General features: G+C 47.6%; 33 protein-coding genes, 1 pseudogene and 1 riboswitch. Of the genes and pseudogenes, 8 read left to right on the top strand and 26 right to left on the bottom strand.

The annotated features are described in order from the left end of the window. The first annotated feature begins 58 nt into the window (after window positions 1-58). Window positions 59-161, top strand: a riboswitch (TPP riboswitch). A 90-nt stretch (window positions 162-251) separates the two neighbouring features. Genes GLV98_RS01995 through GLV98_RS01980 form a run of 4 tightly spaced genes read left to right on the top strand, consistent with a single transcriptional unit; the run spans window position 252 to window position 3,811 of the window. Further along, window positions 252-854, top strand: coding sequence for a YkoF family thiamine/hydroxymethylpyrimidine-binding protein (locus tag GLV98_RS01995; RefSeq protein WP_160911585.1), 603 nt, complete (start codon window positions 252-254; stop codon window positions 852-854). Then, window positions 851-1,429, top strand: a complete 579-nt coding sequence (locus tag GLV98_RS01990) for an ECF transporter S component (RefSeq protein WP_160911583.1) — start codon at window positions 851-853, stop codon at window positions 1,427-1,429. Before GLV98_RS01995 ends, GLV98_RS01990 begins: the two co-directional genes overlap by 4 nt. After that, on the top strand, window positions 1,426-3,045 hold the full coding sequence (locus GLV98_RS01985) for an ABC transporter ATP-binding protein (protein ID WP_160911581.1): 1,620 nt from the start codon (window positions 1,426-1,428) through the stop codon (window positions 3,043-3,045). The genes GLV98_RS01990 and GLV98_RS01985 overlap by 4 nt, the downstream gene beginning before the upstream one ends. Then, window positions 3,032-3,811, top strand: coding sequence for an energy-coupling factor transporter transmembrane component T family protein (locus tag GLV98_RS01980; RefSeq protein ID WP_160911578.1), 780 nt, complete (start codon window positions 3,032-3,034; stop codon window positions 3,809-3,811). The genes GLV98_RS01985 and GLV98_RS01980 overlap by 14 nt, the downstream gene beginning before the upstream one ends. Before the next feature lie 118 nt (window positions 3,812-3,929). On the opposite strand, the gene GLV98_RS01975 is transcribed toward GLV98_RS01980, so the two are convergent. Beyond that, on the bottom strand, window positions 3,930-5,195 hold the full coding sequence (locus GLV98_RS01975; protein ID WP_160911576.1) for an MDR family MFS transporter: 1,266 nt from the start codon (window positions 5,193-5,195) through the stop codon (window positions 3,930-3,932). Window positions 5,196-5,292: 97 nt separating this feature from the next. Here GLV98_RS01975 and GLV98_RS01970 point away from each other — a divergent pair, with 97 nt between their 5' ends. Then, window positions 5,293-7,056, top strand: coding sequence for an ABC transporter substrate-binding protein (locus GLV98_RS01970; protein ID WP_160911574.1), 1,764 nt, complete (start codon window positions 5,293-5,295; stop codon window positions 7,054-7,056). Window positions 7,057-7,108: 52 nt separating this feature from the next. Here GLV98_RS01970 and GLV98_RS01965 read toward each other — a convergent pair whose 3' ends face one another. The 13 genes and pseudogenes from GLV98_RS01965 to GLV98_RS01905 form a co-directional block, all read right to left on the bottom strand. Then, the gene (locus GLV98_RS01965; protein ID WP_160911572.1) at window positions 7,109-7,471 is read right to left on the bottom strand and encodes an ASCH domain-containing protein; all 363 of its coding nucleotides are present in this window, start codon (window positions 7,469-7,471) and stop codon (window positions 7,109-7,111) included. A 13-nt stretch (window positions 7,472-7,484) separates the two neighbouring features. After that, the gene (locus GLV98_RS01960) at window positions 7,485-8,123 is read right to left on the bottom strand and encodes an alpha/beta family hydrolase (RefSeq protein ID WP_160911570.1); all 639 of its coding nucleotides are present in this window, start codon (window positions 8,121-8,123) and stop codon (window positions 7,485-7,487) included. A gap of 61 nt (window positions 8,124-8,184) precedes the next feature. Beyond that, window positions 8,185-8,298, bottom strand: a pseudogene (locus GLV98_RS20070) (GNAT family N-acetyltransferase); the annotation flags it as partial. A 42-nt stretch (window positions 8,299-8,340) separates the two neighbouring features. Next, entirely contained in the window at window positions 8,341-8,616 is a 276-nt protein-coding gene (locus GLV98_RS01950; protein ID WP_160911566.1) for a hypothetical protein, read from the bottom strand. Between the two features lie 4 nt (window positions 8,617-8,620). Then, entirely contained in the window at window positions 8,621-9,094 is a 474-nt protein-coding gene (locus GLV98_RS01945) for a GNAT family N-acetyltransferase (RefSeq protein ID WP_160911564.1), read from the bottom strand. 54 nt (window positions 9,095-9,148) lie between these two features. Then, complete coding sequence (locus tag GLV98_RS01940) at window positions 9,149-10,084, bottom strand: hypothetical protein (protein WP_202409908.1); 936 nt, start codon at window positions 10,082-10,084, stop codon at window positions 9,149-9,151. Between the two features lie 23 nt (window positions 10,085-10,107). Continuing rightward, entirely contained in the window at window positions 10,108-10,851 is a 744-nt protein-coding gene (locus tag GLV98_RS01935) for an SDR family NAD(P)-dependent oxidoreductase (RefSeq protein WP_160911560.1), read from the bottom strand. Window positions 10,852-10,866: 15 nt separating this feature from the next. Next, window positions 10,867-11,208, bottom strand: a complete 342-nt coding sequence (locus tag GLV98_RS01930) for a hypothetical protein (RefSeq protein WP_160911558.1) — start codon at window positions 11,206-11,208, stop codon at window positions 10,867-10,869. Beyond that, window positions 11,205-11,621, bottom strand: a complete 417-nt coding sequence (locus GLV98_RS01925; RefSeq protein ID WP_160911556.1) for a hypothetical protein — start codon at window positions 11,619-11,621, stop codon at window positions 11,205-11,207. The genes GLV98_RS01930 and GLV98_RS01925 overlap by 4 nt, the downstream gene beginning before the upstream one ends. A 28-nt stretch (window positions 11,622-11,649) precedes the next feature. After that, the gene (locus GLV98_RS01920; protein WP_160911554.1) at window positions 11,650-12,018 is read right to left on the bottom strand and encodes a hypothetical protein; all 369 of its coding nucleotides are present in this window, start codon (window positions 12,016-12,018) and stop codon (window positions 11,650-11,652) included. A 631-nt stretch (window positions 12,019-12,649) separates the two neighbouring features. Further along, window positions 12,650-12,922, bottom strand: a complete 273-nt coding sequence (locus GLV98_RS01915; RefSeq protein WP_160911552.1) for a hypothetical protein — start codon at window positions 12,920-12,922, stop codon at window positions 12,650-12,652. 76 nt (window positions 12,923-12,998) lie between these two features. Beyond that, a complete protein-coding gene (locus GLV98_RS01910) occupies window positions 12,999-13,514 on the bottom strand; it encodes a hypothetical protein (RefSeq protein ID WP_160911550.1) in 516 nt (171 codons plus the stop codon). Next, window positions 13,511-13,918, bottom strand: a complete 408-nt coding sequence (locus GLV98_RS01905) for a cytidine deaminase (protein WP_160911548.1) — start codon at window positions 13,916-13,918, stop codon at window positions 13,511-13,513. Before GLV98_RS01905 ends, GLV98_RS01910 begins: the two co-directional genes overlap by 4 nt. A 235-nt stretch (window positions 13,919-14,153) precedes the next feature. Between GLV98_RS01905 and GLV98_RS01900 the strand changes: the two genes are divergently transcribed. Both GLV98_RS01900 and GLV98_RS01895 read left to right on the top strand, forming a co-directional pair. Next, the gene (locus tag GLV98_RS01900; protein WP_160911546.1) at window positions 14,154-14,678 is read left to right on the top strand and encodes a redoxin domain-containing protein; all 525 of its coding nucleotides are present in this window, start codon (window positions 14,154-14,156) and stop codon (window positions 14,676-14,678) included. 105 nt (window positions 14,679-14,783) lie between these two features. Next, window positions 14,784-15,395, top strand: a complete 612-nt coding sequence (locus GLV98_RS01895) for a class I SAM-dependent methyltransferase (RefSeq protein ID WP_160911544.1) — start codon at window positions 14,784-14,786, stop codon at window positions 15,393-15,395. A 38-nt stretch (window positions 15,396-15,433) separates the two neighbouring features. Here GLV98_RS01895 and GLV98_RS01890 read toward each other — a convergent pair whose 3' ends face one another. The 11 genes from GLV98_RS01890 to GLV98_RS01840 all read right to left on the bottom strand — a co-directional run bounded on the left by GLV98_RS01890 (window position 15,434) and on the right by GLV98_RS01840 (window position 22,018). After that, the gene (locus GLV98_RS01890; protein WP_160911542.1) at window positions 15,434-16,618 is read right to left on the bottom strand and encodes a GTP-binding protein; all 1,185 of its coding nucleotides are present in this window, start codon (window positions 16,616-16,618) and stop codon (window positions 15,434-15,436) included. An 11-nt stretch (window positions 16,619-16,629) separates the two neighbouring features. Continuing rightward, a complete protein-coding gene (locus GLV98_RS01885) occupies window positions 16,630-17,769 on the bottom strand; it encodes an FAD/NAD(P)-binding protein (protein WP_160911540.1) in 1,140 nt (379 codons plus the stop codon). A gap of 352 nt (window positions 17,770-18,121) precedes the next feature. Next, window positions 18,122-18,391 carry a 30S ribosomal protein S14 gene (rpsN, locus tag GLV98_RS01880; protein ID WP_160911538.1) on the bottom strand — a complete coding sequence of 90 codons (270 nt, stop codon included), beginning with the start codon at window positions 18,389-18,391 and terminating at the stop codon, window positions 18,122-18,124. Window positions 18,392-18,594: 203 nt separating this feature from the next. Then, window positions 18,595-19,134 (bottom strand): GNAT family N-acetyltransferase, encoded by a 540-nt coding sequence (locus GLV98_RS01875; RefSeq protein ID WP_237417017.1) that lies wholly within the window; start codon window positions 19,132-19,134, stop codon window positions 18,595-18,597. A gap of 56 nt (window positions 19,135-19,190) precedes the next feature. After that, the gene (locus tag GLV98_RS01870) at window positions 19,191-19,712 is read right to left on the bottom strand and encodes a hypothetical protein (protein ID WP_160911534.1); all 522 of its coding nucleotides are present in this window, start codon (window positions 19,710-19,712) and stop codon (window positions 19,191-19,193) included. Further along, window positions 19,690-19,947, bottom strand: coding sequence for a hypothetical protein (locus tag GLV98_RS01865; RefSeq protein WP_160911532.1), 258 nt, complete (start codon window positions 19,945-19,947; stop codon window positions 19,690-19,692). Before GLV98_RS01865 ends, GLV98_RS01870 begins: the two co-directional genes overlap by 23 nt. Window positions 19,948-19,964: 17 nt before the next feature. Continuing rightward, entirely contained in the window at window positions 19,965-20,201 is a 237-nt protein-coding gene (locus GLV98_RS01860; protein WP_160911530.1) for a hypothetical protein, read from the bottom strand. Window position 20,202: 1 nt separating this feature from the next. Beyond that, on the bottom strand, window positions 20,203-20,637 hold the full coding sequence (locus tag GLV98_RS01855; protein WP_160911528.1) for a hypothetical protein: 435 nt from the start codon (window positions 20,635-20,637) through the stop codon (window positions 20,203-20,205). A gap of 9 nt (window positions 20,638-20,646) precedes the next feature. Next, window positions 20,647-20,829, bottom strand: coding sequence for a hypothetical protein (locus GLV98_RS01850; RefSeq protein ID WP_160911526.1), 183 nt, complete (start codon window positions 20,827-20,829; stop codon window positions 20,647-20,649). Continuing rightward, complete coding sequence (locus GLV98_RS01845) at window positions 20,829-21,380, bottom strand: GNAT family N-acetyltransferase (protein WP_160911524.1); 552 nt, start codon at window positions 21,378-21,380, stop codon at window positions 20,829-20,831. The genes GLV98_RS01850 and GLV98_RS01845 overlap by 1 nt, the downstream gene beginning before the upstream one ends. A 14-nt stretch (window positions 21,381-21,394) precedes the next feature. Further along, entirely contained in the window at window positions 21,395-22,018 is a 624-nt protein-coding gene (locus tag GLV98_RS01840) for a pyridoxamine 5'-phosphate oxidase family protein (protein WP_160911522.1), read from the bottom strand. Window positions 22,019-22,138: 120 nt separating this feature from the next. Here GLV98_RS01840 and GLV98_RS01835 point away from each other — a divergent pair, with 120 nt between their 5' ends. After that, the gene (locus GLV98_RS01835) at window positions 22,139-22,756 is read left to right on the top strand and encodes an acetate uptake transporter (RefSeq protein ID WP_160911520.1); all 618 of its coding nucleotides are present in this window, start codon (window positions 22,139-22,141) and stop codon (window positions 22,754-22,756) included. Between the two features lie 30 nt (window positions 22,757-22,786). Here the strand turns inward: GLV98_RS01835 and GLV98_RS01830 are convergent, their stop codons facing one another. Next, complete coding sequence (locus tag GLV98_RS01830) at window positions 22,787-23,041, bottom strand: hypothetical protein (RefSeq protein WP_160911518.1); 255 nt, start codon at window positions 23,039-23,041, stop codon at window positions 22,787-22,789. Between the last annotated feature and the right edge of the window lie 10 nt (window positions 23,042-23,051).

Raw genomic sequence — 23,051 nt, 5'->3', positions numbered from 1 at the left:
GTTTACAAATTTATGACTCTTCGCTACGATGGAAGCAACGTACAAGAACTGCATACGCGTTTTGCACTGGGGGAGCTGCTTGAAGCGGCTGAGAGGAAACATTCTGACCCTTGGAACCCGAACTAGATAATACTAGCGTGGGGAAGTGCGGTCGTCATTCACAAGGACCATACTGGTTCTTCCTTATGATTGGTAGACTGCATTCCCGTGGGATGCAGTTTTTTTGTGCTCAAAAAAAGGAGGAATAAGAAATGGAAAACCATTGTGGAACATCAAGAATCGCGGGGTGCTCGTTTTCCGTGCACCCGATGGCAGACAAATTCGTGGATTACATCAAGGCGAGCCTGAATGAGGTGGACAGCTCGAAGGTATGGATGAAGACGGATGACGTCACGACCACCGTGCGCGGCCGGATGGAGCATGTCTTTGATGTCACCGAAGCGATTTTATTACATATCGCGAAAACGGGGGTTCATGTCGCTTTTCAAGGCACTTTTTCCATCGGCTGCCCGGGAGATTCGTCCGGCGACGTCCATATGGATGAATCAGAGGAACGTTTGAACAAGCCTCAATCCAAGGGAATCGAACAGCGCATAGCGGCGAAGTTCTCTTTGTATCCGATGGGTGGCGGCGATTATATGGACACGATTTACCGTCAGATCGAAGCGATGAAAGAAAAAGGCGTCGAAGTTACGCCCGCCCACTATTCCACCCGTCTCGACGGAGAAACAAGTGACATTTTCACAGGACTTGAAGATGTGTTCAGGGAGACGGAAGCGAGCGGCTCTTCGCATACGGTAATGACCGTGACGGTCTCCGCCAACAGCCCTTCCCACAAGGGTGAGCGCGCATGAACAGCTGGAAACTGAAAGAAATCGTCGTCATGTCCGTCCTTTCTGTCGTCTTTGCGGTCGTGTATCTGGCGTTCCTTCCGGTCGGAAAAATTCTCGTCGGCTTTTTCGGACCGATCGGCTATGATCTTATCTTCGGCATTTGGTTCATCGTATCCATCATCGCGGCTTATATCATCCGCAAACCCGGCGCCGCGTTTTTATCAGAAACGATTGCCGCAGCCGTTGAAGTCCTGCTCGGTAATGCGGTCGGTCCTATGCTCCTCGTTTCAGGAATGATCCAGGGGCTCGGTGCAGAATCGGCCTTCGCCATGACGAGGTACAAGCGTTATGACCTGTTCACCCTCATGCTTGCCGGAGTTATGGCCGCCGTGTTCAGCTTCGTCTGGGGCTACTTCCTTTCCGGCTACGCAGCGCTCAGCACAGGGTATGTCGTTGCCATGTTCATCGCCCGCATCATCAGCGGTGCCATCATTTCAGGTGTCGCAGGCAAAGCGCTCAGTGACGCCTTGGCGAAGACGGGTGTCCTTTCAAGCTTCGCACTTGGAAAAGAATACCGAAGGAAGCATGCGGCATGAGTCAGGAAGTGATCCGCGTCAAGGACCTCACCCTCCGTTATGAGGAAAGGGAGAAGCCTGTGCTGTCGCGTCTGAGTTTTTCCATCGAAGAGGGAGAAAACGTGCTGATCCTCGGTCCGAGCGGGTCGGGGAAAAGCTCCCTCACCCACTGTCTGAATGGGCTCTACCCACGTGAATTAGATGGCAACATGAACGGAGAAATTCTCGTAAAGGGACGACGGACAGATTCGTATCGGGCGGGGGCCATGGCGCAAAAAGTGGGAGTCGTATTTCAAGATCCGGAGACGCAGTTCTGCATGATCACCGTCGAAGATGAAGTGGCCTTCGGGCTTGAGAACTTGAATACCCCTTATTCTTCGATGGTGGAAAAAGTGGATACGGCTTTACGATCGGTCGGGATGGAAGCTTACAAAACCGCGAATATTTCTGATCTCTCCGGCGGACAAAAACAGAAGGTCGCCCTTGCCTGCATAATCGCGATGGAACCTGAGGTGTTAATCCTTGATGAACCAACGGCTAACCTGGATCCGGTAGCGCGGAAGGAATTCATCCAGCTTTTGAAGAGGTTGAAAAAGGAGCTCTCTTTCACCCTGCATGTCATCGAACATAAGCTGGAAGGCTGGCTGGACTTGTTGGATCGAGTCCTCATCATCAATGATGATGGAGAGCTCGCCTACGATGGTCCACTCCACGATCATTTGAAAACGTACTCACGGGAAATTCATGAGATGGGCATCCAGCTTCCTTACGCGACAAGGACAGCTTTAGAACAGGGATGGACGCCTCCCTACCCACTTCACATCAGGGAAATGCCGTCTTACCCTATAGTAGAGAACGCTCATTCAACGAAACCTGGTAAGGAATTGTTGAGAGCAGAAGATGTGCATTGGAAGTCGATTTTGCGGAACATCAACGTCACTTTTCATGAGGGTGAATGGGTGGCGGTCGTCGGCAAGAACGGGAGCGGAAAATCTTCCTTATCGAGAATCATTGCGGGCATCCAAAATCCTACCAAGGGGACGGTCTCCCTGCACGGCCGCGCCCTGAAGAAATGGAAAGAGAATGAAATGCGGCAAGAGATCGGGTATGTCTTTCAAAATCCGGAACACCAATTCATTACGGATACGGTCTATGAGGAAGTCGCCTTCAGTCTGCGTCATGCCGGGATGAAGGAAGCGGAATGGACACGGATCGTCGAAGAGACATTGAAGTTCTGCCGGCTGGATGGACTGGAGAATCAGCATCCCTTCCTTCTCAGTCAGGGACAGAAACGGCGTTTAAGTGTCGCGACGATGATCATCGAAGATCAGAGTATGCTTTTCCTTGATGAACCGACGTTCGGACAGGATGAAAAGTCGACTTTAGATTTGATGTCCCTCCTGAAAGAAAAACACGAAAACGGGACGACGATCGTCATGATTACGCATGATATGGAGCTCGTGGATAAATACGCGACAAGAGTGCTTGTCATGAACGAAGGCGAAATCAGCTTTGACGGTCAGCCGGAAAAACTCTGGGACCTTCCAGATTTGGCCTCCCATCACCTGGAGCTGCCTCCAAGAGAACAATGGAAGCGAATTTCAGAGCGGAAGGAACCTGCATATGTTTCTTCATGATCTGAATCCGACGGTCAAAGCGTTGACGATAATGGGGGCTGTCTTCCTCCTAGCCTTTGTGTTCGATCCTGTCACGCCTTTGCTCTACATCGTGTGGACAGTGATCGTCACCTTCCTGTTCGGGACGTTCAAGAAGCGATACTACGTGTACTATTTCATTCCGTTCACCCTGTTCGCCTTCGGAATGTTCTGGACGACGATCGTCTTTTCCGATAACGCGGGCGCTACATCCGATTATGTTTCTTTCCTTGGGATGGAGATTCCATCTGAAGACATCTGGACAGCGGCTGCGTTAGGGTTAAGAGTCCTTGCGTTCGCTAGTTTGTCGCTACTTTTCCTGTTCACAACGAACATGGTCCACTTCATTCTTAGTCTGATCCAACAATTGAAACTGCCACCGAAAATTGCTTACGGCGTGCTGGCTGGTTATCGATTTTTGCCGATGTTGAAGACAGAATTCCAACAGGTCCGCGCAGCCCATCGCATCCGCGGTGTCAACCGCCCGGATTCTATGAAGGAAAAAATGCTTCAGTATCAAAGGTTCGCGATTCCCCTTCTGGCTGGTGCGATCCGAAAAGCCGAACGGACAGCCATCGCTATGGAATCGAAAGGGTTCACCGGTGCGAAGAATCGCACGTTTTACCGTCCGATGAAAGTGCAGAAGAAAGATTGGCTTTTTCCTTTAATGATGTTCGGGATGCTCGGGGTGACGATTGCGGTCTCGCTCTATTTCGGTTACTTTTCCTGGTATGATGGTCAGCTTTAACATGAAACAGCCCCCTGTTTTTTACCGGGGGCTGTTTGTGATTGCTCTATATTTCTCCCTACAGGGGTGTGCGAATACCTTCGAGGTTGGTGATTTGTACACTAGTGCCGTTTATCCCTCATGAACCACTCGCCTCAAGAACGACTTCTTCCGGTGATTTCCTGCGCCGGATCGCCATTCTTGAAAAGTGGATGCCTGCGAACACGAGCCCAACATAAAGGACAGCCATTCCGTAACCTCCGATGACATTCCCGATGATGATCCCCAAAGCGCCGAGGATTTTTCCGAACTGAAAAACGAGTCCGTTGAAAGCCATATACGCTCCCCGTCGTGTATCATCAACGATATCGGCAAGGATGGACTGCCGAGTTGGTACATACAGCAGTTCACCGATGGAAAGGACGATGACAGCGATGAAAAGGCCCGGGATATGATTGCTGAACGCGAGGAAGGCATAGCCCAGTCCGAACAAGGCGAATCCAGCGTACATGATCGTTTCTTCTTTTCTTCCTTTAATCCATTTCGAGAATAATGATGTGAACAGGACGATGAACAAAGTATTCGCCACCGTCAACAGGCTCAACAGCCGGATGCCGTCCAATTCAAAAGAAAACATGCCGAAGAGATCCATCATGTTTGAGGCGATGTCCTGCTCTAAACGGACGGAAATGAAATTGTTGCGCTGGAATTCGATGCCCAGGATCGCAATCCCTCCGATCGTAAACGCGAGGAACGGGACGTCTTTCATGACGAGGCTGTAATTTTTCAACACCGGCTTCAGTCCGTACCCTTCCCTCACTTTTTCTTCGCTCACGACGTATGTATCGGTGATCTTCGTGCTCGTCATCCAGAGCGTCAGCAAACTAATCCCTAAGAGGACAGCGATCAATTCGAACAGGTTCCTCTCGAAAAACCAGCCGCCGATCATGAGTCCGATCATCATCGACATGTTGATCGCCCAGTAGTTGATCGCATACATAAACGCCCGTGAATCTTTCGTGCTGACATCGATGAGCATCGCTTCAGCCGCTGGGTTCACGAGTCCCCCGGCTATACCGATGAGCAGCAGCATGAAAAACGTCACCCAGGCCGATTGGAACCACGGAGAGTTCGCGAGGAACATGCCGATGAATGCCGTGAGCTTCAGGATCTCCCCTGTCACCATCAAGCGTTTCCGGCCGATGATATCTGCCAAGTACCCGCCATATAGCCCCGTCAGGAACTGGGCGGCGACTTGGATCAGAAGCAGCACGCCTGCGACCATCGCATTGATTTCTTTTGTAAAATAGATGGCCATGAATGGAAATACAGCCGCCCCAACGACCCGGCTTAGAAAAGATGTATAAATACGAATCCGGATGTTGGGATGCAATTCTTTGAACATAAGATCTCCCCCTTTGCTCCCTCTATTATGGGCTTTCCAAAAAGGGGTAAAAAGGGTACAATTTAGAAAAATCTGTCCCCTTTTAGGAGGTGTAAAGATGCTCGACGAACGCTATTTCTCGCTGAGAGCCCATCTGTATGATCGGGAAGAGAACCAAACGATCGCCTTCAAGCTTCAGGAGCTCGAGACCATTTGGTACTGCTCTCAGAAAAATGCGAAGAGAATTTTGAAAGAATTAGAAGCGAATGGAAAGCTTACGTACATTCCCGGTAAAGGACGGGGAAAACCGTCCACCCTCCTTTTTCCGAAACCGTTCCAAAAGGAAGTGGAGGATTTCGTCACCGCATGTGTGGAGCAGGACGAATTGGATGAGGCGGCCCATCTGCTGCGCCTCCCGATCCCGAAGTCGTGGATTGCGAAAGCGTCCTATGATATCCGCAAGATGTTTAGCTACAGGGAGCAAAGCAGTCCGAAAGACGTGCTTCATGCTTTCATGGCACGGTCGTTGACCACACTCGAACCACTGGAAGTATCCATTACATTCGAAGCCCATCTAATTGAACAGCTCGGCGATCCGCTGCTGAAATATGATGCGGATAAAGATGAAATCCTTCCCCATATCGCCCATCATGTGGAGGTCGATGATTCGTCCCGGACATGGACGTTTCATTTACGGAAAGGGGTACGGTTCCATAACGACGAAGAGCTGACGAGTGAGGATGTCCGATCCACCTTAGCAAGAGCAATGAACACAGAAGCCTCCACGTCATGGCTGACAGAAGGCATTGGGAGCATCGAATGTCCAGGGCGTTATAAGGTCATCATTCATCTAGACGAACCGAATCCTTTTTTCCCGAGATACATGGCGGCATCGAATTTGTGCATTCTGCCTTCCGGAACGCCCTTCGATGAACATGAGTGGATCGGGACAGGGCCGTTTTATTTAAAGGAGCGTACGGAAAACAAGCTCGTGCTCGCCGCCTTCGATGGCTATTTCAAAGAACGTCCGCTCCTTGATGAAGTCCAATTTTTCAAAGTATCCCAGGAAGCTGCGAGTATCATCCATTTCACGGTGGCAGACGGCGAAGACGTGAATCCTGCCCAGAAGCACGAAGTCGAGACCGGCTTCCGCTTCCTGACGTTCAATTTTCATAAAGACAACATCATACAGGATCCTCATTTCCGGGAAGCTGTCTATCACCTTCTGGATATCGGAAGGATGGCGGATTCTTTCGGGTGGCGCCCTTTCGGTGATTCCACTGATTTGCACGGAGAGAGTCAGTATGTGGAAGCCAGCAGTTTCGTTCCTCCAAGGTCCACACACTTGGAGAAAAAGAGCTCTCTGATTCCAGAACTGTTGAAAAAATCCGGCTATGACGGAGAAACATTGAAGCTGTTTCACCTTGAATTCCCAAATGCCGTAAAAGAAGCGGAGTGGCTCGAGAAAAGAGGAGCGGAATATGGCATCCATTTCGAACGTCACTCCTTCAACTTTTCTAACTTTTATGCGGAAGGCATGGGCAAAGACGTGGATTTGATTTTCATGGGAGAAGTGTCATCGCTCGACCCCCATCTTTCTTTTCTAGGAGCTTTTTATAATAAGAACCTCTTCTTCCGGCGCTTTTTCCCGGCATGGGGACTGCAGTGGATCGATGACAGACTCGAAGTTTTCAAAAGGCAGGAATCGTATGAAGGACGTGAGCGGGTGATGGATGAGATTGAAACGTACATACGAAAGCAGCATCTGTTGATTTTCCAGTACCATCCTATAAAAGTCCGGACATTTCACCCGATGATTCAGGACGTCAGCTTTCAGTCGTTTGGTCACTTCGACTTTTCAAAAATATGGATCCCACGATGAGCGAAAGCCCATCTCTCATAACGAGGGATGGGCTTTTGCGGTATGTAGATAGTCAAACTTTTCTCTTCATCGCTTTCTCCAAATCGACCCAAATGACAGCTCCCCGCGGATGTGTATATGCGATCGGCTCTTCATAAAGAACCGGGTTCTGTAGCATCCAGGCGTGCGTCTGTTTGTACGGCATCTGCTTACAGTCCTCTTCCGGGATGCCATGGTGATTTGTGCTCTTCTCGTAATCTGCTTTCGTCAATGGTCGGCTGTCCACGATCTCCACTGTTCCGAACACTTGACCTGTCCCACTTTTGATCAACCCGACCGTTCCTCGCTGCTTCGTATTCGTGCCACGGATTTCCCACGTCTTTTCACCATTCAAGATCATGTCGATCCATGGTTCTTTGATTAACAAACCTTTCATATTCCCACCTCCCCTATTCCTTCATGAACGTCCCGATGGATTCGACCACCTGCTTCATAACCTCTATAGAGCTTGATGTATCCATATCGGCCAGGTCCAACGAATGATTGGCCTTTTCCAGAACTTCGATTCGCATATTCGACCGTCCCGCCAAGTTTTCCACCACATCTTGGATATAGTGATGACCCTGACCTCCTACAAAAACCAACACCTGCGCACTCGTTTGTGTGAGCGGCTTTTTGTAGAGGTCGTGCTTGAATAAAGGAGTCAACAGAACAAACCTCGCCCCTTGGTAGTCATGAATCAATCCTTCTGCAATGGGCAGCGTTCCCATCGATTTCCCAAGAAAACACACATGCTGATATTCCTTTTGATGGAGTACATCTCCTACCACCGCAGAAACATCCCGCTCTATCAGCTTCGCTATCTCCTTCCAAGGTTGGTCAAAAAAGGAGGGGGCATAATCATAATGGACGTGGACAATGTCAAACGCATCTTCAATCAATTTCATCGTGGAATAGTAAAACAAGGGACGGTCGTAACTGTACCCTCTTCCTGCAAACATGAAGCAAACGCGATCCGAACCATTTTGGATATAGGTGTAGGCGATCTTACCTGCCAATCCATGCACTTCTTTTCGATGTACTTCCATCGTTCCACCCCTTCAGGATGATCTCATAACTCGATCCAATACCTTTTGACGACAATCCCGTCTTCTTCAACGACCACGGAATCATCGGTTCTCCACTATCCTTCCATTCGTTATAGAAACAAAGGTAAGATTCCTCGAGTTCTATAGTAGGTTCAACAAGTTTTCTAGCATTCATTATAAAAGGTCCCTCCTCCTGTTCCTAAATTCAAAAATAAGATTAAAAGCCTCTCATCACTTCTTTTCTTTTTTCACATCGCTTACATTCTATGATTTCTCCAGGTCCATCCTCTTTCCAACGAACACGTTCATATGTATGGAGGCCAATCCTGCATCGTAAACTCGTTTCTTTTTTCTCTATCAAAGCGTTCAACATGAGAAACAGAACCCCCGGCATCATCAGGGAGAGGACGAGGAAGGTATTCTGGATGCCGGAGAGGATGAGCACAGGTCCGCTTAGAACGAGAAGCGAACCTACCAACTTCCACTTCCGCATGCCATCAAATCTCCTTTTCCAATAAAAGTTCATCAACAATCGGGATGCCGTGATTGCCTACGGTAGGAATCTCCGGCTTCATTCCCCGCGCTCGCTGGACGGCATCATGGAAGATTTCACATATACGGTATCCGCGTTTTTGATAGAAAGCGAGGGCTCTTATATTATCGTTCGTCGTAATGACACGGAGGGAATGACATCCGAGCCGCTCTGCTTCAGCTTCTACAGCCTGGGTGAGCGATGTCCCGATGCCTTTGTTTTCTATCAAACTGTCGAGGGAGACGATCTCACACTCCCTCCCCTTTTTCACATAGGTAATCAACCCTATGATCTTTTCATTTTCCCAAGCGGCAAATCCGGCAAGTTCCGGGCATTCATAAACACCACTTGAGATGACCATTTTTGTTCCACCCCAATGGGTATGAAAAAAATCCACCTTGTCTTCGGTGGACATGTGCTTCAAGTCTATGATTTTCATTCCTTTTCTCCTTCTTTCCATCTGAACGGACCCTGTGAGGACAGGGTCCTCCTGTCATTCCGGCAATCGACCAAATGCTTTCAATCTCTGATAACGATCGACAGCCAAAATTCCCTGCCACTGCCTTTTGCTGACGGCGAAAGCTTCGGAGTCGTCTCCCCAATCCCACGAGAGGTCCCAGACTCCTTCTTCATTCATCGTTTCTAAATAAAAATCCAGGTTTTCCTTCAATAGGCGCGGGTGCTTTTCAGCAAGGATATGTTTCGGTGAATGGATGAGATCGAGCGGAAGCGGTTTGTAGCTGCTGCCCCAATTTTGCGGGTCCTTTTCTATGCACCGTTCGGCAAGAAGGACCGTTTTGGCATTCACTTCTTCGAATGTAAAAGGGATGTGGGCAGCGACTTTGTCCTTATGACGGAACAGCACATTCATCAACCGTTGAAAGCAGTTGACTTCATGAAAGTCCATCAAATCGATGGCCATCAAATGGGCGACTGCTTTTTCAACACTCGCCCACCCCGTTTTCGCACCTTCACTGTCTTCATACGACCAATGGATAAGAAAGCCGGCGAGTTCCGCCGCGGGATTGAACATCCAATTTTCCTGGACGCCTTCTTTCCAATGCCACCACGGCGCGTGAGGATGATCGTTATGTTCAGGAAGCACAGATGGCCACATCCCTGTCTCTTCATCGTACGTTTCAAGCAGGTAGGAGAGCATATCAAGGACGACGCGTTCCTTAGAAGCGACATCCAATTCGTACAAGTATTGCCCGGCCGCCCATGTCGCCATGGGGGAAGATTCCGGAAGCCAGAAATCCGGTTCGATGCCGTGCCCGAAACCTCCATCTTCGTTCTGGAAGGCGCGTATGTAATGGATCACTTCACTCTTCAAACCGCCCTCCATCAAAGCATGCCAACGGGCCGCTTCCAGTGGTCGTGCGTTCCGTTTAATCCACTTGCTTGTCCGTGTTTTCGTCTCTTTGTTCATCCTCACCCCGATCACACACCCTTCTAAAATGTTTTCCCTCCATTGACGCTGATGTTCTGACCTGTAATGAATGACGCATCATCGCTGCTTAAAAAGCGCACAGCATTCGCGATATCCTGCGGCTCCCCCATTCGTTTCAAAGGTACATCACGGAGATAAGACGTTTCTGTTTCTTCTGATACCTCTCCATGCCGTTCCACGGGGGTGAAACCAGGGTGGACCGCATTGACCGTGATGCCATGTTCGCCGAGTTCACTGGCCCACGACCGCGTCATGCCGACGACCGCTGACTTCGCCGTTACATAATTGGAAAAATGCGCATTGCCGAGCTCGACCACTTCACTTCCTATATTGATGATCCGTCCCCATTTCTCCTCCTTCATCGAAGGCAAAACGGCTTTTGTGAGCAATAGTGGTGCCTTTGTCGTAAATAGCAACTGATCGAGATAATCGTCCCAAGTTACTTCTTCCAGGGAATATTCCGGTTGAGGACCTGTCGCATTGTTCACGACAATATTGATCGGACGCCCCGTTTGCTTTTCTGCTTCTGCGACCAGACGATTCACTTCTTCCTCTCTCGTCACATCGGCCTGAATGGCAAAAGCCTGTCCGCCCTTTTCACGTATATCGTGTACGACCGCATCCGCCGACTCCTGATCACGATTAAAGTTTATGATGACAGTGACACCAGAGCTTGCCAGATTTGAAGCTATACCCTTGCCAAGTCCTTTGGATCCCCCTGTCACAAGGGCTACTTTCTCTTGCATAGACTGCGCCTCCTCTTATTCTCCCATGGCCAGTTGGTAGCGTTTTGTTTTGCCATCATACTCGGCCAACAATATAGCTGGGATCTCTTTCGATACATACAGGATGGTACCCACAGGCAAGTCGCTCGCCATCCCTTTTTCTATTTCTGCGATTTGTTTCCCTTTTGTCAGGTTCTTCTCATTGACCCAATCCGCTCCATGGGTGTATACTTCTCCGTTCTCCAGTTCCACGTAGTCAGCGTCTGGATTCATGGTGAGTACCTGCTTCAGGTTCAAACGTCCCCCTTCGCCTGCACCAGGGGAACAGGCCGAAAGGAGGCATAGAGCAGCAAGCATCATTTTAAAAATGACTTTCATTCTGCGTCTTCCCTTTTTCTAATACAATGAATCAGGGTAAAGCCGAAAATGAAGCCAAAAAGAATGGGACCATTAATAGCATGCATCGCAAAAAATTTCGTCACCGGATTCAGCGGAAAGTTCGTGTAATACAACCAGTGCGAAACAGCAACGAATAAACTGGGCACACCGATTCCGATGAACTCGGGCCACATGAAACCTTTCAATTTATGCGCTCTATATCTACGCCATAGAAAAGGAAGAGCGAATAACATCCCAAACACTACTGGGAAAATGAGATCGAAGATGATGAGAGGCACCACTTCGAATTCCATCTCCGCTTGATCCACAAGTCCTCCGCGAATACTCAACATCCCCATCATGGCGGCGATGAGGAATACAGCAAAGCCCAAATGGTACAAAAGTCTTTTCATGACAACACCTCATCTATATGTATGAACGCTATTCAAGGACCGTGATTTCCTCTGCTGTCACTTTCCTGCTTTCTGGATCTTCCGTGATTTCTGTACTTTCGACGAGTTGCACTCGTATTTTGAGAAGTTTCTCCTCTCTCGCCTGCTCTCTGAACGCGTCCATTTCTATGTTCTCGCCATCATTGGTATGGACAGGGGTATCATGAGGAACGAGTACGAGGCAAGGCCACCCTTCTTCCGTGTCCGTCCCCTCTCCATCTTTCACTGCTGATGAGCAATCGACTTCCAAACCGCCGACTTTAACTTCTGTCACATGACCTTTGAATGCATTGACGTCTTTCCCTGCTACACTGCAACCCACGACTAAGAGTAAAAGAACGAGAAGTAATTTCTTCACGATGTCTCACCTTTCTGCGAATTCGAGCACACTCTGACCGTGCTCTCCGTTGTATTGTTACTAAAAGCGTACCATGCATGGAAGAATTTGAAAATACTGGCATGGGTTTATAGTCATGTTTTGCCAAAATTACTAGGATTTAAGATTTACTTTTTACTGATAAGGACTTTCTTGAACTATTACGATATTCTCACAGGAAAACTCATTCCTCCTCCTTCCATGTATTTTCGATTCGTATAAGAGGGCTTCATTCGCTCATTGACAGCTTTTACCTGATGAAGTCCAGAAGTTGCTAATATAAATCGAAAAGTCGCTAATAAATGTTTAAAAGTTGCTAATAAAACTCGGAAAAGCGCTAATATAAGAGGGAAACCTGCTAATAAATTTCCCCTTGTAAACAAAGGACAAGTTTACAAGGGTCGATAACAGTTGGGGCAGACCGTCTGGCCCCTTCCCCTTTTCAGCCTTTTCCCGCAATGATGGCAAGTGATGGACGAGGAGTCGGGGGCGATCAATCCTTTGAACCCACCTTTCATTCTATTCACTGACAATAAACCGAACCTGAAGCCCAACCCTATGAGAATTCCAATAATCACTAAAGAAATCAACATTCCCAAAGAGCATGCCTCCCCTACTTTGCAAATTTCTGCTTGAAGAAATAAACGAAAAGACCAAAAGCAAAGATCCCTGCCAGTAAAACAAAAGAGCCGCTTAACTGGAAACCTGTTTCTTTTACAGCAAAATGATACATGGGCTGATCAAAGAAAGTAAGCGAATAATCAAAAACGAGGTCGGTCCAGATCACGGCTGCCAAAGTACCGATAAGATTTACACAAAAGAACACAATCAGAGACAGCGCGCCATACTTCATCGATGGCAGGATATGCTTCCTTATGCCATTCATTCATCCCGCTCCATTCTCCATAGGAAAGATACCATCGAAGGAAATCTAGTTTTCAAAATCGTTGAAAATAAGAATCTTATGCTTCATATTTCAAACGAACCGAACAGCCGGCAAGCTTCTCTTCAATACGCTCCTGGTTGAAACTGATCCAAAATCTGAAAGTATCACCAGCCATGCAAAACCGTTCACCATTTTTCATTGTGAAGACTAAGGCATAGTCGAAGTAAAACGATTCTATAAACTTTTGATAGATTATGATACTTTCAATATCACTAAATACAGACAGCCCCGAAGAACGCGTCGCTTGCGCAGAACCTGAACACCTCTCATAGGGAAGGGGGCCCGGTGTCTGCTTTTCATTTATGATTATTTGCCAAATATCCTCAAAATCAGGAGCCAAATCGGATTCAATTTCGAAAACGAGGTACCTGTTCGGTGTATTCATTAACACCAGCGTTTCACTGGTGGTGAAACTTTGATTCTTGAAATCATCCAGATACATGTGGAAAAAGTCAGACTGCAACCCTTGAATCGATTCACCTGTCCAGCTCTTTAACACCTGAAGATCTTGATCACGGATCTGAAGATTCATTCTTCTCCCTCATACGCTCTGGACCAGTGATACGGCTGCACTTGAGCAAGTGTCATAAACCGGAGCCCATCACCATCATGGGTGACAGCGACTTTCACACCATCTCCCCAGTAAAACAACCGTTCCTGACAAACCCCGCAAGGTGACAACACTTTAAATGAAGAACGTTCATCATCACGGGCTATGCACAGGGAATGCGTAACCTTCAAGTTCCGTTTGTGAGCTTCAAGGATCGCCCCTGTTTCCATGCAAAGATTTACGGCATCATTGATCACGTCTGGGGCGACACTGGTCACGATTGTTCCATCTTCTAACCGTACGGCTGCCGCTCCACCCCAACCGCTTGGATATCTATGTTCGACCAGCGCATTTGCTTCCTCATACAATTCTCTTTCTATGTTCATCCCGTATCCCTCTTTCCTATTTCCCATCTACCTGTGTATACGACTGAAAATAGTAAAAGTTTCATAGGCAACCGTATAATAATTATAATTATCTTAAAATTTGGTTAATCTATAGTAAAAGGCCGTTTCAAATGATTCGTAAGTTTTATAATTAAAGCGTTCGATGAATAGACAGTCACAAACAACAAGCTTACGGATTATCTTGAAGAGTACGTTCAGGAAAGGAGGAGCAGCTGTGCCTGAGTTGAGGCTTGGGGACCTGGTTCCCAACTTTATTTTGCCCACCGCCACCGGCGAACAGTTTTTATTAGAGGACCATCAGCAAAGCCATAGGAATTGCTGGCATTTGATCGTTTTCTTCCGAGGATCATGGTCACCCGCTTGCGTACGGGCTTTGAGACAGATGGAGGACCATCTCGAAAAATTCACAAATGAGTACGTGACGGTTATGGCGATTGCCGCAGAAAACACTTCAGAATTAAAGCATTTGGCAGACAAAGAAAACTTCACGTTTCCTCTCTTAGCCGATGAGTTCCTTTCCATCATTGAAGCATTCGGAGTTTTTATTCATCACCGATCAGCTTCTGAAGAAGGGATGGGGGCTTTCGGGGAGCCTGCTTTTTTTCTGATCAATCATGATGGAGAGTTGCTTTATCAACAAAAACAGACCGGTCCTTTCGGCAGGGCTTGTGCAGGGGATTTGTTGGAGACGGTTCGTCATCTTAAAATTCAGCAGCAAACCAAGGGCAGCGCTTCCTAGCGCTACCCTTTTTCTATGAATGTCCTGGCAATGATCCATCCTCGAAAACAGACTATGTTATACTGTCCAAAAGTAAGAAAAATCAGATAAAGCGGTGAACTGGATATGTTAGAAGACACGGGTGAGAGGGTCATACCGAAAAAAATGGCCCCGATGAACAACATGCTGCTCGAACACATCGCACGGTACGTGTTTTCCACCCCTTATGTAAGAGGAAGGGTACTGGATCTCGCATGTGGCACCGGCTACGGAAGTCTCAAAATCGCTAAAGAAACAAAAGAGAAGATCGATGAAATCATAGGCATGGATATTTGTGAGGAAACATTACAATATGCGGTTCATAACTACTATCATCCTTTGCTCACTTTTAAGCAAGGAGATGCGATGGATGCGTCGCTGCCCCAGGAAATCGGGACCTTTGATACGATCCTCAGTTTTGAAACGATCGAGCATGTCAAAGATGACCGGTTATTCGTGGAGCGTATGTACGATTTATTAAAGCCAGGCGGCACCCTTGTTCTTTCCACTCCATTCGGCGAAGGAAGGGATTATGGATCCGGGCAACCTTTTCATTATTTTCAATTGACACCGGAGGAATTCGAGGCATTGTTCGAAGGCTTTTCTGAAAAAGAAATCTTTAACCAGCGCGGCGTCACCATTGAGCCTCCACGTGAAGGGGTCTATTATCCTTTAGGTGTCGCTGTATGTAAAAAGTAGGGACCCTCATTCAAGAGTCCCTACTTTTTTTATGGTCCCTATTCGTGTGTCGAAAACGCTGGCAACGGATCATGAAAACCAGACCAGTTCCTGTCCATCTCTTCCTCTGTCAACAAGCAACGATCCAGGGTTTGGATGATATCTTCACGATCCATATCAATCCCAATGAACACAAGTTCCGTCTGGCGGTCCCCGTAGCGGGCATCCCATGTTTCCTTAAGCGCCGGATCTTCTTCAAGCAGCTCTGCCCTCTCCTCTGCAGGAAACGTGGCGATCCAATTCCCTGCCCCCTGGATCATTAAGGAAGATCCCGCTTGGGAGAGGAGTCCGGCGTCATCGTTCCTTGTCGCCAGCCAGAAGAAACCTTTCGACCGGACGATGCCCGGGGGCCAGTTTTCCAGCCAGTGCATGAAACGTTCCGGGTGAAAAGGTCTTTTTCTACGATAGACAAAGGAGCCAATCCCATACTCCTCTGTTTCCGGGACATGGTCATGGTTCAGTTCTTTGATCCAGCCTGCTCCTTGGCTCGCTTTCTCAAAGTCGAACAGGGACGTGTCCAACACCTCTTGCAGTGGAACCTCACTGAACGATGTTTCGATGATTTTTGCTTCCGGGTTCAGTTGTTGAAGAACAGCCTTCAGTTCTTTTCGATCGATTTCAGCCACGAGATCAATTTTATTTAATACCAATACATTGGCGAACTCGATCTGATCGATCAACAGGTCGATGACTTCCCTCGCATCCGTTTCATCTGCAGCTTCTTCTCTGTCGAGTAACGATTCTCCCGATGCGTAATCGTCCCAAAAGCGATGGGCATCCACGACCGTCACCATTGTATCCAGGCGGCATGTTTCTCCGAGATTGATGCCAAGCTCCTCATCGATATACGTGAAGCTCTGAGCGACGGGGATCGGTTCAGAAATACCCGTCGATTCGATGACGATATGATCGATATCCATCTCAGCTAGTTTCTTGACCTCTTTGATCAGGTCTTCTCTTAAAGTGCAGCAAATACAACCGTTTTGAAGCTCCACAAGTTTCTCCTCCGTTCGCGAGAAACCTCCTTGTTTGACCATGGTTGCATCGATGTTCACTTCACTCATATCATTGACGATCACTGCGATTTTCCGGTCTTCTTTATTATGAAGAAGGTGATTGAGTAGTGTAGTCTTTCCGGAACCTAAGTATCCACTCAACACGGTGACTGATATTTTTCCATTCATATGTTCTCCTCCTAAATGGCAGCAATTCTCTCCGCTGCTCTTCTCGCTCCAGCAATATTTCTCGCAGAAGGGCCGATTTCAAGTTCCGCAAGCGCTCCTGTTACATACAAACCAGGCCCCCACTCCAGGTGACTGTCCACAACAGGAAAACCACAGGGAGCTGTTGGAAGTTCGTAGGAATGAATGACACCCTCAAGCCACTCCGCCCCTGGAATACAATTTTCAGCACCTGTAGCAAGCAGTACCGTCTCCGCCTTTATTCCTTCGTTATCTTTCAACTGAAGATGGATGTGATCCTTATCGTACGATGCCGCTTCCACAAGGTCAGTAATGATTTTCAATCTTCCCTGACGCTCATGGCGCTTCAGCTTGACGGAAAGTCCGCTCGTAATGGAGCCCCGGTGACGGGCAGCTTTGATCATTTCCCGTCGCTTTTCATAACACGTCACTTTTTGAAAACCATTCATATATTTCGGTCCCAACCATCCGGGATCACTATCAAAATCTTTGATCCTGAAAGGGTGTCTCTTCAGAAGCGTCACTTCCCTTTCTCCATCCACCGCATACGTGTTTGCCAAGTGAGCGGCAGATATACCACCACCGACAATGACCAAAGATCCACTTCCCTTAGCTTCTTGAGAAGAAAACAAATGACCCATTCGCTCATCATCTGGAGCTGACCATTCTGGCAGATGAGGGCGGTCATTGACACCGAGGGCGAGGACAACCCGCTCAGCTGAAATGGTACGTCCACCTGTATTGATTTCCCAACCATCCGGGTTCTTCTCCAAGCCCGTGACCGTCGCCTGCATCCAAATATCGTTCCATTCATAACGCTGGAAAAGAGATTCATGGTAATCGTTGAACAAATCAAGCCTTGGACGGTCATACCGGCCAATATAGGGTTGAGCATACTCCTCTTTTTTGCTGAATTTCCTCAGGCCATGAGGGTCAGGATCCAAATGATGAACGGAAGTGGAACGCAGATATTTCATTCCTACACGTTTGGTGAGCGTTTTCCATCTGTGTAGAGGTTCCTCATACGGGTCGATCACTTTCAAGCTCGCGGTGTCTGCTTTTTTTGAATGTAAAAGGTAGGAGGCAACCGTACAGCCTTGGATTCCTCCACCGATGATGACCCATTTATACAACGAGCCACCTCCTCTTTCTTTTTATGTAGGGCCGCGGAGGGAAGAAACCACTCCACTTTGCCTCTTATACTTGTTGGGGCTGAACAAGGCCTCTGCGCTTTTGTATATTATCCGGTTCCGACACCCAGATGCTCGAGACATAAGCAATCTCACTCTGTGGCAAAGACCGCCACGACGTAATTTTGCTTATGCTTGTTGCATCTACCAGGGTGTCTCCACACTTTCTCTCCGGCCAGCTCCGAGGCCTAGCCCCTCGAGGTCATAAGTGTTTCAGTTGCGTGAAGAAAGTCCACTTCACTCCGCTGAAACCCTTATGCTTGTCGCATCTACCGGGGTGTCTCCACACTTAGAATTACCAACTTGATTTTTTCACGCCGGGGATCTGGCCTTTGTGGGCGTAGTCTCGGAAGGCGATGCGGGACATTTTGAATTTCCGCATGTAACCTCGAGGTCTTCCTGTGACTTCACAGCGGCCGGTCAGACGTGTGGGGGAGGAATCTCTGGGTAATTTTCTTAATGCTTCGTAGTCGCCTTTTTCTTTCAACTCTTTGCGCAATGCCGCATATTTTTGAACCATAGCTTGGGTTTTCTTTTCTTTTGCTACTTTTGACTTTTTAGCCATATCTTCACACCTTCCTATATTAGTAATGATTACGATTTAAAAATGAGTAAAAAAATAGGACGCTCCTTTGTATAGAACGAAGCTCCCTCAAACAAATAGTAACGATTACGAATTACATCTTATAACAGGATATCGTTTTTGTAAAGGGTGAAGTTTTCATATTCACCCCTTCCTCTATGTTCCCTCTCAACTACTGGGTCTCCCTACCACTCTCTACGAAGCAGAGAAAAAATATAATGGTCATAATAGCTGCCTTGATAGTAGTGTTTATCGCGGAATACGCCCTCACACGTGAAACCTAATCGTTTAAGCAAAGCGGATGAACGTTGGTTCTCCACTGCTACATAAGCGTGGATCCGGTTCAGTCCCATGTGTTGAAAACCGCTGTTGATGCAGGCCACCAAAGCTTCTTTCATCAGTCCTCTTCCCCAATAGTCAGGATAGAGATCATAGCCGATTTCTGCTATGCGGTTCTGGCGGTCCCATAAATGGAATCCGCATGTCCCAATAGGAACGCCCCCTAATTCTTTGCTTTCCATCACCCAGCGGTTGTACCCTTTTTCTTCGGGATTTGAGAACCATTCCACTAAGGCAAGAGCTTGGTCATAATTCTCCAAGTCTTCTTCATCATACAGATACTCACAGACTTTGCTGTTCCCGAAATGTTTGAAAATGAAATTGGTATGCTTCTGGCTTACGTTCACCAGATGAAGACGCTCTGTTTCGATTAGCGGAAAATGCAAAGCTTCTCCTCCTCTCTTCATTCACTTTGAAAATGATGTATCGGTAGTCACCTGGACTAATCGTTCTGCTTCCACCTTCTATTCGCACCCAACTCACGTGCAAGTACAGATTTTTGCCAACCACGCCTTTTCCAATCTCTCCATTCAGCAGGGGTTTGGTAGGACAAACGAATGTGATAATAGTTGATGTGCTCACCGAGCGCAAATACAAGCAGGAACAAGGCCCACCAGTTCCCTGTATCTGCAAACAGCCATTGAATCACCCACATCCCGGCAGCCATGCATAGGAGGATAAGGTTGATCTTTTTCAACTTCGCAAACCTGCCATATTGCGAATCATGGAGGGCCGTCTTTTTCTTACGAGAGACCCGTTTCCATTTCAGGTACCAGTAAACCGTTCCTTGAAGCAAGATCCATTCCAGGAGAAAAAAGCAGAATAAAGACAAAGGAGTAAAAAGGAAGGCTTCCAAGACAGCTATTCGCTCTAACATGAAAATATACATCAGAAAAAATAAGGCGAGGGCCATCCCCTCACCCGTAAATAGTTGAAAAAATCTACTCTCTAATTTTCTCTTCACGATTCAAGGCTCCTATTCTCCTGCCGCCCCGCCACAAAAGGTGAAGGATTCCGGCTGTAATCGCTCCATAACCGATAAAATAGAAAACTAAGAAATACAAAAAGGAGCCATAATCCTCTAGTTGGGAAAAAGAATTCGAGACAATGTAACTTTCATTTCCAATGGCCATGAGATAAAGAGGAACAAAAATCAACCAGAACCGCTTCCAGAAATAACGCTTGAATTCATGCTTCATGTCCGATTCCTCCATGTTTAATAGGTTCGCTTCGTACCTGTCCGTTCAGTTGACTCTTCATCAGCGCGCTGTTCGTTCAATTCCCCGACTTCCTGCCTCAGCATCTGAAGTTCCTGTTGTATTCCTTCCAGTTCATAAGAATAATCCTGTTGGTGGATTGTTGGGCTGACATTGCCACTCGAAGCGGCACATCCCGCAAACAGGATACAGATGCCGAGAAAATAGATCGGACCGCGAAGTTTTTCCATTTCCACGCTATTCTGCCTCCCCCTCCATGATGGATTGTATATACGATGCATCCCTTTCTGAAATCGTGAAAAAGACGGCATCCTGCCATGTGCCGTTGCGCTCTTCCGCCAGGACCGCCCCGTCATCCGTGAACCATATCCTGTGAGCGGTCAATCCGATCGACCTTTGCGGGCTCATCAGTTTAAGAAAAGCATCGGGTTCATTTATATTTACCGAAACCCCTTCAGCGGGTTGTTTATGCAAGAGAATGCCAAGCAGGGAATCCAATTTCGCAGGGTGGTCGACATCAGAGAGAACGGCTCCATTCGGTGGCTGACCCTCTCCCCCTTCTTCCTGGATACTGATTTGATACGAGGGGTCATCCGATGTGATGATCCCAACGATATAACCCCCACCAAAGACGAGACCAATGCCTAATAGCCAAAAAAGAAACTTCCACATATGTAAAAATCACCTTTCTTTGTACTTCTGCCTCCATAGGAGAGCGAGGATAAAGATGAGCAAACCTGTGACTGCGCTCAGCAGATGAGCGACTAGATATTCTCCGATGCGAAGGTAACGGAGGAAGAAAACGCCTCCAAAAATGAGCATCACCGTCGTTGAGAACATGAGGAGGAAACGATTGATTTCCATCAGTATTCTTCCTTCAAGTACTCATGCCTCAAGAGGGAAAACATGAGCGCATCATGATTTTGATCATGATGGAAAAGATACCCTCGCAATACCCCTTCCTCTTGGAACCCCAGTCTCCTCAACAGCCCTGAAGAAGCTTCATTTTGAGGAAAAGTCACCGCCCCCAGCCTGTATAGACCCAACCCACGAAACGCATAGTCGACGACAGCCGATACAGCTTCTGAAGTGATCCCTTTCCTCCAGAACGCGGGATCGAGTTCATAACCGACCTCCGCCTTTCGGCTATAAGGACTCCAATTGTTCAGTCCTACGGTTCCGATGAATGCATCGGTCTCTTTCCAGATGATGCCCCAACGCATGCTCTTTTTTACTGCAAAATTGTCCCGGAACGAACGGACGATGTTTTCCGCCTGTTCCCTTTCTGTGAGGGAAGGCATTCCATAATACTTGGTGACCTCATCCTTTGACATGATGGCATAGTAGCGGTCTATATACTCGTCCGTAATTTGAACAAGCATTAGGCGATCTGTTCCCAATTCTTGAAAATCCATGTTCCCCACACCTCTCAGTAAAGTCGTTTTGTATAACTTTCCTTCAAACGCTCGGTGACCGCTTCCTCATCCAGGTCCGGGAGTTTGGCGTGCTCCGCGAGCATTTTCGCAGCGGATGGACGTTCTTCTTTTGCAAGCCATGTTCCAGGATCCCATAACCCTGAACGCTTGAAGGCTTTGGCACAATGGATGAAGCATTCCTCGACTTCGACAGCGATTCCTAGGGAAGGAACTTTTCCCTTATGCGCCATTTTTTCAAGGAGATTCTTATCGGCAATGATGCACGCTTTCCCATTAACCCTCAACGTCTCCCCGAGCCCTGGTATGAAAAAGATCAAACCGGCATGAGGATTGGCTAACAGATTCTTCATCGAATCCACCCACTTATTTCCAGGCCTCTCTGGAATGATCAGGGTACTTTCATTCAGTATGTGAACGAAACCTTTTCCATCTCCGCGTGGGGACACATCACATTTCCCTTTCGCATCTGACGTTGCCATCGTCAAAAAAGGCGATTGTCTGATGAACTGTTTGCAGTTTTCATCCAAGTGATGAATCACCTTGTTTTCTACAAGTTCACTGGGATCACCCGTGATCGCTCGAAGCTCTTTTTCATTTGTAATGACATGCTGGAACATCTTCCACTTCCTCTCATTCGCTTGGAATCTATGAAAGTTTCGCTTACATGAAAAAACTCATTGCATGCCCTCTATTTTTTATGTAAATTAGACAAGTATGTTTTTTAGGAGGGATCATCTATGAATCAATCAACAACGACGCAACGGGTACAAATGACAACGGCAGACCCTTCCGCGATCGGACTTTTTGGACTTGCAATGGTTACACTTGTGGCATCTTCAGCCAAGCTTGGATGGACAGATGGAGTATCTTTCGTTCTTCCATGGGCGATTTTCCTCGGAGGGCTTGCCCAGCTGTTCGCAGCCATTCAGGATGCGAAGCATAACAACACCTTCGGAACAACAGCGTTTGCCGCTTTCGGACTCTTCTGGTTCGGTGTAGGAACGTCCTGGCTCATCGACTTTGGAGTCTTCGGAGAAGCAGCGGCACAGGCGGTCGACCCGCATCAACTGGGCATCGCTTACATCGGTTATCTGATCTTTTCCATATTCATGACGGTCGGCGCAATGGAAACCCACAAAGTGCTGTTCATCATTTTTGTTTTGATCGACTTCTTGTTCATCGGCCTTTCCTTATCTACGCTCGGAATTGCCCCGCACGCGACGCATATGCTAGCAGCGGTAGCTGAACTGATGATTGCGATCATGAGCTTTTACGGTTCAGCCGCAAGTGTCTTGAATGTCCATTTCGGTAAAGTCACCCTGCCTGTCGGGAAACCGTTCGGCATTTTCAAATAAAAGCAGGCCGGGAACCAATCCCGGCTTTTTTTAATTGCTCAATCGTTTGTACGCCACCTTCAACTCTTTCGAAAACATGAAGAGGATGCCTAGCACCATGAGAATCCAACTGAGAATCATCGGAAACATGAGGCCACCCTGCAGCACTGCACTCCAATACATACCCGGCGGATTGTTCCAGCCCTCGATAAAGGACAAGTAAATAACCGCACCCACCAATGTAAAACCATAAAGGATCACACCACTGATGAAAAATAAAATACCAGACCAGTATTTTTTTGCCATTCTACTTCTC

The sequence above is a fragment of the Halobacillus litoralis genome, from assembly GCF_009856415.1.
Classification (GTDB): domain Bacteria; phylum Bacillota; class Bacilli; order Bacillales; family Halobacillaceae; genus Halobacillus; species Halobacillus litoralis_C.
This window is presented reverse-complemented; position numbering and strand designations above follow the sequence as displayed.